11 protein-coding genes are annotated in these 13,690 nt (G+C 41.1%); 10 read left to right on the forward strand and 1 reads right to left on the reverse strand.

The window, feature by feature from the left end:
• From DW835_RS09425 to DW835_RS09470, 10 genes are all read left to right on the forward strand, one after another.
• Positions 1–367: TnpV protein (locus tag DW835_RS09425; RefSeq protein WP_118731059.1), on the forward strand; the 367-nt coding region annotated here is incomplete at its 5' end.
• Between the two features lie 137 nt (positions 368–504).
• Complete coding sequence (locus DW835_RS09430) at positions 505–633, forward strand: helix-turn-helix transcriptional regulator (RefSeq protein ID WP_118731017.1); 129 nt, start codon at positions 505–507, stop codon at positions 631–633.
• A gap of 303 nt (positions 634–936) precedes the next feature.
• Positions 937–1,338: an HTH domain-containing protein gene (locus DW835_RS09435; RefSeq protein WP_118731018.1), complete on the forward strand. Its 402-nt coding sequence runs from the start codon at positions 937–939 to the stop codon at positions 1,336–1,338.
• A complete protein-coding gene (locus DW835_RS09440) occupies positions 1,338–2,312 on the forward strand; it encodes an IS3 family transposase (RefSeq protein ID WP_118731019.1) in 975 nt (324 codons plus the stop codon). The genes DW835_RS09435 and DW835_RS09440 overlap by 1 nt, the downstream gene beginning before the upstream one ends.
• Positions 2,313–2,412: 100 nt before the next feature.
• Positions 2,413–3,609 carry a hypothetical protein gene (locus tag DW835_RS09445; protein ID WP_182430286.1) on the forward strand — a complete coding sequence of 399 codons (1,197 nt, stop codon included), beginning with the start codon at positions 2,413–2,415 and terminating at the stop codon, positions 3,607–3,609.
• A gap of 183 nt (positions 3,610–3,792) precedes the next feature.
• A complete protein-coding gene (locus DW835_RS09450; RefSeq protein WP_118731021.1) occupies positions 3,793–5,832 on the forward strand; it encodes a family 10 glycosylhydrolase in 2,040 nt (679 codons plus the stop codon).
• A gap of 90 nt (positions 5,833–5,922) precedes the next feature.
• Complete coding sequence (locus DW835_RS09455; protein WP_118731022.1) at positions 5,923–6,822, forward strand: sugar phosphate isomerase/epimerase family protein; 900 nt, start codon at positions 5,923–5,925, stop codon at positions 6,820–6,822.
• Positions 6,823–6,893: 71 nt separating this feature from the next.
• Complete coding sequence (locus DW835_RS09460; protein ID WP_118731023.1) at positions 6,894–8,663, forward strand: L-fucose isomerase; 1,770 nt, start codon at positions 6,894–6,896, stop codon at positions 8,661–8,663.
• A 168-nt stretch (positions 8,664–8,831) separates the two neighbouring features.
• Positions 8,832–10,619 carry a sensor histidine kinase gene (locus tag DW835_RS09465; protein WP_118731024.1) on the forward strand — a complete coding sequence of 596 codons (1,788 nt, stop codon included), beginning with the start codon at positions 8,832–8,834 and terminating at the stop codon, positions 10,617–10,619.
• Positions 10,620–10,635: 16 nt separating this feature from the next.
• Positions 10,636–12,213 (forward strand): response regulator, encoded by a 1,578-nt coding sequence (locus tag DW835_RS09470; protein WP_118731025.1) that lies wholly within the window; start codon positions 10,636–10,638, stop codon positions 12,211–12,213.
• A gap of 115 nt (positions 12,214–12,328) precedes the next feature.
• Here the strand turns inward: DW835_RS09470 and DW835_RS09475 are convergent, their stop codons facing one another.
• Positions 12,329–13,510, reverse strand: coding sequence for a Gfo/Idh/MocA family oxidoreductase (locus tag DW835_RS09475; RefSeq protein ID WP_022498890.1), 1,182 nt, complete (start codon positions 13,508–13,510; stop codon positions 12,329–12,331).
• Between the last annotated feature and the right edge of the window lie 180 nt (positions 13,511–13,690).

The following is a 13,690-nucleotide window of genomic DNA, read 5'->3' on the forward strand; positions in this document are numbered from 1 at the left end:
AAAACCAAGAATAACGGAAAACGGAATTGATTATATCCTTGTCGGAGATTACTACATCCCAGATTTGAAACTGCCGGAAGAACACCGCCCCATCGGAAAGTATGGACGGATGCACCGGGAATATTTGAGAGAAGTCCACCCAGCCAGATTGAACACATTGATACTGACCGGAGAATTGTGGACATATCTTGCAGACCTGAACGAACAGGCACAGGAACGGTTAGATACCATCATGGAGCAGATGAAAATTGCCGAGGGCGTAACCGAGAAATTAAAGTGTACCCGTCAAATGGAATGGGTGCAGCGTTGCAATAACATTCGCAATCGGGCAGAAGAAATCGTTTTGCATGAGATGATTTATTTATAACGGTATGGTAGAATGATTATCGCAAATTGATATCTATTCAACTCAACGTTGAGACTCCCTTCAACGCTTAGTATGTTCCAAATAAATTCTCTATTTGATATACTGAGGTCAAATATAGTATAAAGGAGATTTGTTTTATGGATCAGAAAAAAATAGGTGCATTTATTGCACAGTGTAGAAAAGAAAAAAGTCTAACACAAATACAGCTTGCCGAACTATTAGATATTACCAATCAGGCGGTTTCTAAATGGGAAAATGGTGTTTGAGTTATAATAGGACCAAGTTAGATGAAACCCAGTAAAATCAAGGGGTTATGCCTAATTTAGTCCTTATTTTTATACCATTTTAGCGGTAAAGTAAAATGTACCCTATAGATTAGACAGTTTGAGTTTTTAAAACCCTTACCATTAGACAGTAAGTTTTAACGAAAACCCTTAAATCTATACAATGAGTTTACAGGAAACCCTTAACTTCGGACATGGTTCTGATGATCCCCTTTATTTTGGACAAAATCGATTTTTGACTCCGATTCAGATTGATATTAAAATAAAAACGAATTGGAGGAAATTATGGCAAACAAAAAGTTTACAGAACAGGAAATGCTCACACTGAGAAATAGCAAATATGTGTTGGATGTATCACCGAGCATTGTACATTTCTCGGCAGAATTTAAAAAACTGTTTTGGGAGGAACTGTCAAAGGGCAGGCTTCCACGTGAGATTGTTTCGACTCTTGGGATAGATCCAAATATCTTGGGGGATTCCAGAATAAATGGTCTGAAAACCATGATTGGAAATGAAGTAAAAAAGGGAAATGGCTTTCGAGATCTTAACACCTATGCACAGGGCTGCAACGGATATCTGTCGGCTGAAAATCGGATAAAGTATTTAGAAATGCAACTGGCATATAAAGATCAGGAGATTGAGTTTCTAAAAAAAATTGTATCTTTAAATCCGGAGACTCCGGAATAATGAAAATACCAGCCCATGCAAAGTATCAGATTATTTATGATACTTTGCAAAAAAACGATAATCTATTGAATGTAGCTGCCATGTGCGAAATTGCAGGAGTATCCCGTTCGGGCTATTACCATTATCTCTCAACAGAAGACCAACGAATGGAAAGAGAGGAACGGGACAGACAGGATTTTCTTTTGATTCTGAAAGCATACCAGTATCGAGGATACCATAAAGGTGCCCGTAGCATATATATGAGGTTGTTGCACATGGAACCGCCTATAGTGATGAATATCAAAAAAATCAGTCGGCTGATGAGGAAATATAACTTACAGTGTCCTATCCGCAAAGCAAATCCCTATCGGAGAATGGCAAAAGCAATGGCAACCGCATATACCGCCCCCAATATAGTAAACCGTGAATTCGAGGAACACGGACCAAGAAAAATTCTGTTAACAGATATCACGTATATTATAAATGGAAAAGCACCCCGGTGCTATATGTCAACAATTATAGATGCCTGTACCAAGGAACTGCTGTCATGGGTTCTCAGCGAATCATTAGAAATTGATTTTGTATTAGAAACAGTAAAACAGTTAATAGAAAAACATAGAACTGATTTAAGCACAGAAACATTAATACATAGCGATCAGGGTTCCCACTATACCAGCATTAAATTTATCCAATTGTTAAAGGATAATGAACTGAGACAGTCTATGTCACGTAGAGCAAACTGTTGGGACAATGCTCCTCAGGAATCATTCTTTGGTCATATGAAAGACGAACTGGATCTGTCAGAGTGCTACAGCTATGAGGAGATATTAAACGCAGTTAGGGATTGGACAGAATACTATAATACAGAACGTTATCAATGGGACTTAGCAAGGTTGTCACCTGTTGAGTATTATCAATATATGACAACAGGAATTTATCCTCTGATAATCCCTAAAGCAAAAGGTGAAAACAATCAATCAGAGGCATCACTTTGATGCCTCTACACAACAAACAAATATATAATAGAAATCTGAAAAGGAAAAAGTCATAGTGTCCTTGACAAAGGGTACACTTTAAATGCTGTTGACACCGTTTTTGCAGACAGAGGTATATGCAGCAGAAACTGCAAATGTACAGGGAACGGTTGCATCGGGAACGACTGCAGAGCTTTTAATGTTATCCACGAAGGATGGCAAGATGGAGATTAAGATTGACAGCAGTACCGATGTCAGTGAGGCGAGAATTCTTCTGCCGGAAACAAAGCTTTCTGTAGCAATTTCGCATGGCTCAGACGGTTACTGGCATGCAACCAAGATTACTTATAACGGAGCAGCTGTTGGAATTACCATTGATACTTCCAAGACTTCTACTATAACAGGAACGATCAGTGATAAGACAAATGGCGATGTCCTTTATGTGGATACCGCACAGGGCGAGATGCAGATTAAGTATGACCAGACGACCAACATCAACGGATGTTCCGTACTGGTAGCCAACAGAAAGTATAACATCACCTGTGCGCGTGGCTCCGATGCCTATATGCATGCGATTTCGATTGCAGATGCGTCCAATACCCAGAATAACAGCAGTAGCAGCATGGGTGGAACCTATGTAAATGGCACGGTTTCCGGCAAGACCACAAGTGATGTCCTGTTTCTTGATACCAAGGACGGAACGATGGAATTTAAAGTGGATGGAAATGCCGATACCACCAATGGCAAATGGAAGACAACGGGAACGAAGCTGACGGTATGGTTTTACCGTGGAGGTGATGCGTACCTTCATGCAAACCGTGTTGCAGAAGGCACAACCACAGGTGGAAATAACAGTAATACCACAGGTACGGTGACCAATACTTTTACGGGTACGGTTTCCGGTAAGACAACAGAAAGCGTCCTGTTCCTTGACACTAAGGATGGTACCATGGAATTTAAGATTGACAGCAATGCCAACACGATCAACGGATTGGTAACGGTTGCAGGAAACAGGATGACTGTTGGAGGATATAACGGAAATGACGGTTACTGGCATGCTTCTACCCTGACCGGGGAACGTGGCAGCAGTTCTGCATCTGTGAACACCTCTGCAACGATTACCGTAACCGGAACAGTTTCCGGTAAGTCTACAGAAAAGGTTTTGTTCCTTGACACCAATGGCGGAACGATGGAATTAAAGCTGGATGCATTAAGAAGTGTCAACAACTGCAAGGTTTTTGTTGTTGGAAAGAAGCTTACCGTAACCTGCGGATCCGGAAATGACGAGTACTGGCATGCACTGGATATTACTGCATAAAAACGATAAAAGGTAATATGGGATATGACAGATTCTCATATTATTATAATAAATAAGAATAAGGATAAAACAATCGGAAAATAACAAAAATCCGATATGGTTTGTCCTTATTTTTTCCTTGTTTTCAATACATTACGGGGATAGAATATAATTAAATAAAACCGCTCGTTGGGAGGGCAGAATATGTGGATTAAAGGAAACTACAGACGAAATTTAATGGACATGCATATTGATGACTGGAATCCGGAGTTTCTTTCAAAGATCAATGTGAAGGAGTATGTGGAAGCCCTGAAGGATGCAGGCGTTCAGGCTGCGATGGTAAAGGGCAAGCCGCATACCGGATTGTGCTACTATCCGACAAAGGTCGGACGGATGCACCGGGGACTTAAAGGGTATGATTTTTTTGGTGATATGGTGAAAACCTGTCATGAAAACGGAATTGCCGTAATTGCGTACTTTACGCAGATTTTTGATAACTGGGCATATGAAGAGCATCCGTCCTGGAGACTGGTTACGGCAGAGGGAAAGATGATGCGTGAATACAGGCATGGAGAAGATTTTAAGAGCGGACGATATGGAATTGTCTGTCCGAACAATCCGGAGTACCGGGAGTATGTGAAGGCCTGCCTCACGGAAATGAATACCATGTATGATTTTGAGGGAATGTTCCTTGATATGACCTTTTTCCCGGAGGTGTGCTATTGTGCAAGCTGCAGGGAACGTTATAAGAAGGAGACCGGTAAGGAGCTTCCACGTAAAATTGACTGGAAGGATCCGGACTGGCTGGACTTCGTATACCGCAGGGATCTGTGGATGGCAGAGTATGCGAATTTCGCAACTGCCTGTGTGAAAGCCGTAAAGCCGAACGTAACGATTGAACATCAGTTTTCCAGAATCACCGGCGGCTGGGTGGATGGCAGCAGTGAACTGTTGACAGAAGCCATTGATTATTGCGGTGGTGACTATTACGGTGGTTTTTTGCAGCAGACCTTTATTAACAAGTATTATAAAAATGTATCTCCAAACCTTCCGTTCGTATATCATACGTCAAGATGTGATCCGGAGCTTGCTTATCATACCACCACGAAGACTGAAGAAGAGCTGATGCTTCATGTGATCACGGCACTGGTACATAATGGTGCATTCCTGCTTGTGGATGCAATTAACCCGGATGGATCGATTGTTCCGGAGGTTTATCACGGACTGATGAAGCGGATTTATGCAAAGACCGGTCTTTATGAGAAATATGTTTCCGGCAAGTTCCATCATAATGCGGCAATCTGGTTTGCAACACATGCCAAGTACAATCCGAACGAGAACTGCGAGGATATGATGCAGAAGAAGATTCATCCGGATCTGTATCTGGATGGCCCGGTGGCAGCAGCATCGATCATGCGTGAAAATAATATTCCGTTCGAAGTAATCGGAACGAAAAACATCGATGGCGAGACGGCAGATGTGATGATTCTGTCACATGTTGCAGCAATCCGCGATGAAGAAATGGATAAAATCGAAAGCTACGTGAACCGTGGTGGAAATCTTTATATTAGTGGACCGGTCGGTCATCCGAGGCTGCAAAAGCTGCTTGGCATTGAAGTGACCGGAAGAACAGAGCATCAGTTTACTTACATGCGCCCGACAGAAGAAGGAATGGCAATCTTCGAAGGTTTTGGAAGCCTGACACCTCTCACGGTTCCCATGGCACAGATGACAGCGGAGATTACTGATCCGGAAGGCATTACGGTACTGGCAACCAGAGTACTGCCTTATACCCTGACGGATACGGAAGACTTTGCGGCAATCCACTCGAATCCTCCCGGAATCTATACCGATGAGCCCTGCGTGATTCTCAAAGATACCGGAAAGGGTAAGCTTCTCTGGTCGGCTGCTCCGATTGAAATGTCACGGCCCTATATGAGCCGTCAGGTCTTTACGAGAATGCTTCAATCTCTTATCGGAGAGATGGTTTATACCTCCAATGCACCGAAATTTGTAGAAGTGATTGGATGGGAAAAGGATGGCAGCGATTATTTTGCCGTCATCAACGAGCAGGAGGAATCTCCGGTAGTGCCGATGCACGATATTTATATTGACGTAAAGAAACCGGATAAAAAGGCTGTATTGCTGCCGGAGGGAACAGAGCTTCAGACAGAAGTACTTGGTGATACGTTACGGATTTATCTGCCGAAGGTGGAGATCTTCCAGATGATCAGGCTGGTATAAGAACCGGATGCAGCAGTCAACTGTTCAGGACAGCAGGAGGAGTCTGCAAGGAAGGCACAAGAATATGATTCAAGAAGGGAAACAAGTCAAATGAAATATGGAATTTATTTTGCATACTGGGAGAAGGAGTGGAATGTCGATCAGAAGAAGTACATTTCCAAGGTAAAGGATCTGGGCTTTGATATTCTGGAAATCTCCTGTGCGATGCTGAAGAATATCAGTAAGGACGAGCTCCTTGAAATGAAAAAGATGGCAGAAGATGCGGGAGTTATGCTGACGGCCGGATATGGACCGAATGCAGGGGAGAATCTTGGCAGCAGCGATCCTGCGGTGGTTAAGAATGCGATTGCATTTTATACCGATATTCTGAAGAAACTGGAGATTCTGGATATTCATACGATTGGCGGGGGTATTTATTCTTACTGGCCGGTGGATTATTCGAAGCCTATCGATAAAGAAGGAGATTGGGCAAGGAGTGTTGCCAATGTGCGTACCGTCGGCAAAATCGCCGGAGAGTGTGGTGTGGAATATTGCCTTGAAGTATTAAACCGCTTTGAGGGGTATCTGCTCAATACCTGTGCGGAAGCAAAGAAATTCGTGGAAGAAGTGGATGTGCCGGCAGTGAAGATCATGCTGGATACGTTCCATATGAATATCGAGGAGGATGACATGGTAGAGGCCATTTTGCTTGCAGGTGACCGTCTCGGACATTTCCATGTAGGTGAGAATAACCGTCGTCTTCCCGGAAAGGGTGGTATGCCGTGGTATCAGATCGGCAGTGCACTCCGGGCAATCGGATATGACAAGAATGTCGTTATGGAACCGTTTGTAAGAAGCGGCGGCGGAGTCGGCAGTGATATTAAAGTATGGAGAGATTTAAGCAAGGGCGCAGATGAACAGAGGCTGGATCTTGATGCGGCAGCTTCCGTTGCGTATCTTCGGAACGTATTCAGTGGTCCGAATTCCGATTATTCAAGTGTACTCAGATAAAAAGCAAGGATTAATATCAGAACAGATGCGGCAAGATGATAAAGCTAAAAAAGAGACAAGGAGAGAGTGATATGAAAAGTTATCCGGCGATAGGAATTCGTCCCATTGTGGATTCCAGACGTATGGGAATTCGTGATGCACTGGAAGGAAAAGTGCGTGAAATGGCAGAGGCTGCCAAAAAGCTGATTGAAGAAAATGTATTTTATGCAGACGGGACTCCGATTAAGGTTGTGATTTTTCCGGGAAGTATTGCGGGAGGAGAAGAGGCAGCAAGATGTGCTTCTTATTTTGAAACGCAGAATGTGGTTGCAACGCTTAGTGTGACTCCGAGCTGGTGTTATCCGTTAGAAACGATTGATATTTCTCCGCTTACCATTAAGGCAATCTGGGGCTTTAACGGTACGGAGCGTCCGGGAGCCGTTTATCTGGCTTCTGCGCTTGCGGCACACAACCAGATGAAGCTGCCTTGCTATTCCATTTACGGAAGAGATGTACAGGATATGGAAGAGAGCGAAATCCCTTCCGATGTACAGGAAAAGATTCTGCGGTTTGCAAGATGTGCAGCCGTAGTCGGACAGATGAAGAACCGGGCTTATGTGGGAATCGGTGCAGTTTCCATGGGAATCATGGGATCCTTTATTGATCCGCTGTTTTATATAAAGTATCTGGGCATGCGTCCGGAATGGGTCGATATGACAGAGATCCTGCGGAGAATGGATCTGGGCATTTATGATGAAGAGAAGTTCCAAGAAGCACTTGCATGGGTAAAGGCACACTGTAAGGAGGGGCATGATCCGAATCCGGACAGCCGTGCACACAGCAGACGGCAGAAGGATGAAGAATGGGAGTTTGTCGTAAAGATGACGCTCATTGTGAAGGATATTATGGAAGGCAATGAGAGGCTTGCGGATAAGGGCTTTGTCGAGGAGTCTCTTGGAAGAAATGCATTGTTTGCAGGCTTCCAGGGACAGCGTATGTGGACGGATTATAAGCCGAATGCAGACTTTACCGAGGCGATTCTGAACTCTACCTTCGACTGGGAAGGCAAGAGAGCGCCCTATGTCTTTGCGACAGAGAATGATAATCTGAACGGTCTTTCCATGGTATTCGGAAATCTTCTTACCGGAAAGGCAAGCGGCTTCTCAGATGTCAGATGCTATTGGAGTCCGGAAGCGGTAGAGAGAGTAACCGGATGGAAGCCGGAGGGCTCGGCAAAGGAAGGCTTTATTCATCTGATTAATTCCGGATCAACCTGTCTGGATGCAACCGGTAAGAGTAAGGATGCACAGGGAAATGCTGTGATGAAGCCATGGTGGGAGATGACGGAGGAAGATATCGAAGCCTGCCTTACGGCAACAAGCTGGTGTCCGGCAGAGCTTTGCCAGTTCCGTGGTGGCGGATATTCTTCCCACTTTAAGACCGATGCGGAGATGCCGCTTACGATGGTTCGTGTAAATCTGGTAGAAGGTGTGGGGCCGGTAATGCAGATTGCTGAAGGAAAGAGCATTACGCTGCCGGAGGATGTGCATAAGAAGATTGATGACCGGACCGATCCGACCTGGCCGACAACCTGGTTTGTACCACGTACGACAGGTGAAGGTGCATTCCGTGATGTATACAGTGTGATGGCAAACTGGGGTGCCAATCATGGAGCCTTTATCCATGGACATATGGGTGCAGACCTTATTACGCTGGCTTCCATGCTTCGAATTCCGGTTGTTATGCACAACGTGGAAGAAGAGAGGATCTTCCGACCGCATGCATGGGGAAGTTTTGGAACCAGGGATACGGAAGCAGCGGATATGGTAGCATGCAAGGCTTACGGACCGTTGTACGGTTAACTGTAAAAGGAAAATCATTGGAGAATTTTTTGAACAACAATATATTATTAATGAGTTAAAAGCAAGGGTGGATTTCAGGTATCTAATTTATATGATAGCAATAATAGGGATTTATTTCAATTAGAAATGATTAGTTATAAAATGAGAATAATTTAGGGAGACTTATGAATGAAAAAAGTTTTACAAAAATTCAGTCAATTTTATAAAAATTTGCCTATTGCAAAAAAGATGGCTACTACTATAATATTTATTCTTGCGTTTTTTTTGTGTACTGTCACAGGATTGATCACGGTCATATTTTCTAAAATGCTTATATCTAATAATTCTGAAGCATCAAATCGGAATTTGGAGTTAGTCAGGCTTAGAATGAATGATCTTTTTGTTAATACAGAAATGAATTCTGGTATTGTGGTATCAAATTATTATATTCAAAAGGCTTTAAACACTTCAAATTATTACACACGCTATCAATATGAACCACTTATTCGAAGTATCCTTGATCCGATGACGATATCTAAATCTTACATTAGTTCAATCGTTATATATTGCAATGACGGCTATGCCATTGCTTCCAGTAATGTAAATTATTCAGATGCTTCCCTGCAATCGGAATATACTGAATATGCGCCTACTATGGATGGCGTTTGGAATAAGCTCATTTGGGATAATATCCATGACTTAAATTATGAAGCAGATTCGAAGGATTTAAGTAGAGGAGTTTCTTTAAGAAGAAACATTATTTCCAGTGACAATGGCAGTATTATTGGGTTTGCCGTTCTGAATGTTAATGAGAAAGTATTTTCGGATTTATATACGAATCTATCATCAGACGATGGGATGCAGATAATGATTTTAGACTTTGATGGTAATATTATCTCGGCTTCCGGCGAAGAGTCAGATTGTGCCGAAATCCAAAATGAAAAATTGATTAATTGGATTAGAGACAATAAAACAGGCAGTCGTTGCTTTTATTATAATGATCAGAATTATCTTATTAATGTTTGTTATATAGAACGTTTTGATTGGTATCTGATTAGCCTGCATCCATTGAATATTTTGTTAAGAGATAGTAAACTGGCGGCAGAAATTTCTCTTGCATTGGGAGGAATTCTAATGATAATTGCATTCATATTTGTTTCTTATCAATCCAAGGCCATTACCCTTCCGCTCCGCAGGCTTTCCCAAACCGTTGATGAAGTGGCAAATGGTAATTTGAATATTTATTTAGCTCCATATGGCATGGATGAAGTGGGTCACTTGACTATGAATTTTAACAATATGGTTCTAAAGATGAAAACTCTGTTAAATCAAACCTTTTTTGCTGAAAAAAAGAAAAGGGAATATGAAATGCAAGCACTTCAGGCTCAGATTAATCCTCATTTTTTATATAATACGCTGGAAAGTATTTGTTCCCTGTTGATGCTCGAACGCAACCAGGATGCTTGTGATATGATAAAAAATCTGGCAAATTTTTATCGGGCAGTTTTAGGAAAAAGAGAAATTGTTTTACCTTTTCGTAAAGAGTTAGAAATCACCAGACAATATATTGCGATTCAAAGAGTCCGTTATGCAGATAATCTGACTTTTACTTATGAAATAGATGATCGAATTCTTGATTGTCCCATTATTAAACTTTCTTTACAGCCACTTGTGGAAAATGCGATCTATCATGGAATAAAACCAAATGGAAAACCTGGGATTATTTCCATTGAAGGAGGGTATGTTGGCGATAATATTTTTGTTTCTGTGAAAGATAATGGGGTAGGTATATGTAAAGATCAGCTGATGGAGATAAAGGACTCAATAGATAAGCATCATTTACGGGCTGGATTTGGTATAAGCAGTGTAAATGACAGAATTAAGCTGCATTTCGGAGCTGAATATGGGCTCAATATTTATAGTACATATGGATGCGGCACGGAGATTAGAATTATTCTACCATCAAACCATGCATAAGAATGTGAGGGAATGAATGTATAAAATACTAATTATCGATGATGAAATATTAATAAGAGAATTGATTAAAAAGAGTATTGATTTTAATGCTTTGGGATTTGAAATTGTGGGAGAAGCCAAAGATGGCCGACAGGCTATGGAAATGATAGAAGCATTACATCCAAATTTACTCTTATTGGATATTAATATTCCTATTATCAATGGGATTACATTAGCTCAAAGTGTAAATAAGGAATATCCTGAAATACAGATCATTATCTTAACCGGATATTCCCAATTTGATTATGCCAAAGGAGCAATTGAAGCGGGAGTGCTTGATTACCTGCTTAAGCCTTTAAATAACAGTGAATTTATCAAGGCACTTAGCAAAGCAAAGGATGTTTTATCTAACCAGAACCAGATAAAAAAAACGATATCTGATTATCAGAATCAGAAATTACGTTTGGATAAAAAAGAATTACTTTTAAAGCTGATAGAAAGTTCTGAAAACTATAATTCCTTAGATTTATACCCACTAACGCAGACTGGGATTCGTCCTGACACCGGTACGTTTCAAATAGCGACCATTCTTATTGATCGTCTGGAAGAACTTTTCGCTCCCCAATTAGAAAAGGAGCTTTGGAAATTTGCAATTTCCAATATCGCGCAGGAAATTTTGGAAACATCTTTTACAAGCATTCTATTTCAGGATTTTGATAATCATATTGTTGTGCTGACTGCCCTGGATAACGCTGATTCGGTTAAAGTGTTTGCAACTTCCTGTCACCATATTTGTCATGCTGTTCAGAAAACTTTAAACTTTACTGTAACTTTAGGAATATCCGATCCCTTTCAGGGATTATCCATGATGTCAGATGCCTATCATGAATCAATACAGGCATTGAAGTGGAGGTTCTTATTAGGAAATGCACGCTGTATCTATCAGGATGAGGTACCAACGTTATTGGATGATCTTCCTTTACACCATACAGTTTCTGGAAATCTTCTGCATGAATTACGTTCTGGTAATTATGAAAATGCTTATAATCAGGTAGAGATTTTACTTTCTTATCCGCGGACACGGGAGGAGATGGTTTTTCAGGCAATACGGATTTTATCTGATCTTGGGCAATGTTTGAAAGAAAAGCAAATACAGGAATCTGGTTTTAAGTTGGATAAAATGCTAAATGAGTTACTGGCTTTTGAACTTGGTGTTGACCTGAAGCATTATGTATTAAATTGTTTTTTGGAAGCTGAAGAACTGCTTTCTAATTTCTCTGAAACGAAGCAGGGTCTTATTGTAAATGATGCAAAACGATATATAGAGCAAAATTATATGGATAATACACTCTCTCTGTCTAAAATAGCAAATGCATTATTTGTAAATTCATCTTATCTGAGTCATTTGTTTAAACAGGAAAGCGGAAGTAATCTCAGCGATTATTTAACACGGGTAAGATTAGACAAAGCAAAACGGTTGTTGGATGATAATCAAGCGCAATATTCGTTATCATCAATAGCTGGCATGGTTGGATATAAAGATGAATATTACTTTAATAAATGTTTTAAGAAGTTATACGGAATATCTCCAAAAAAATATGTTGAGCATAAGTAGGGATATTCCTGTTCATAAGACTATTCTGAAGAAGAAAAGTCCCTCCCCCCTTATGAATGGGGGAGGGCACATAGATATTTTTTACTACCCTTGTATTTGCGGATTTGCCAGAAAATTAGTCCAGATGGAACTGTGGTACCTGGATTTCTTTTCCGTTTTCCATTGCGGAGCGATGAGCACAAATACCAACACCGGTCCAGTATGCACCAAGTATATCGTCAGGAACAGGTTTGCGATTCTCGATGATTGATCTAATGAACTCATGAACCATGTGAGGGTGTGATCCGCCATGTCCGCCTCCTTGTGTAAAGGACAGGTGGGTGTTTTTTACGTTGTATACGGTTTCTTTGGTGAATTTTGATATTTCGGGTGGAAGCAAGTGCGCGTAATCAGGAATACTGACGCGGGCTTTCGTGATTTCACTTCCACGGCTATACTGTTCGGCGTTTCCGTCTATATCATACATTTCATTGTATTCAAGCTGACCTGTGCGTGTAAAAATAACCGGATCTTCATCGTCAAGCTGTTGCCATTCAAAACTACGTTTTTCACCATAAACCCTAAAACATTCGGCGTAACTCCTGGCAACACCGTAAAGGAAGCGTTCTAATTCAATAGTAACATCACAATCTTTAAGCGATACCAATGCAGATTCGAATGCAAAAGGACTTTGATAGTTTGATTCTAATTCTGGACGGATTTTACCGGAACCCTTAGCATAAACCTTTTCTGGATACGCACCTAAGAGCATGAGGCATGGACCGATGGCATGAGTCGGATGCATGAGTGGAGGAAAACCATTCCAATAGGACGGCCACCCTTCCATATCTTGATAATGAGCGCAGGACATATACTGAATTTTTCCAAAATCACCTTTATCCATAAGTTCTTTAACATAGAAGTACTCTCTTTGAAATACGGTAGTTTCTAAAAACATGTAATTTTTGCCGGATTTTTTTCGGGCGGCGATGACCTGATGGAGTTCATCAATGCTCATTCCCATTGGAATAGTACAGCCGCAATGTTTACCTGATTCCAGAACCTTTATGGATAAAGGAGCATGGGTGGATGGTGGTGTAACTAAATGTACAGCGTCAATATTGGGATTATCCAATACTTGCTGAAGGTCGGTGAAACAGTTCTCATCGGGAATGCCATAGCGTTCTTGAACAGTCCTTAATAAATTTACATTCGTTTCCACAAGAGTAAGGGATTCCACATCAGGATGTTCCAGATAGATGGGAACAAATTCAAGACCAAAACTTAATCCTACAATTGCAACATTCAATTTTTTCATAGACAAAATTCCTTTCGTTAGAGTATAGTGTTTTATATGTACAGACTTTAGCAGTAGAGTTTGTCTGAAGCAATGGAAGAAAAGGAAAATATGGAAAAAAGGGAAATTTAAATAAAGTTTTTTGTTCCTCTTTTTGAAAATGGAACGAATCATTTGAAGGGATGGTGATGGATTTACAAG

This window comes from Clostridium sp. AM34-9AC (assembly GCF_003480225.1).
Lineage (GTDB): Bacteria > Bacillota > Clostridia > Lachnospirales > Lachnospiraceae > Acetatifactor > Acetatifactor acetigignens.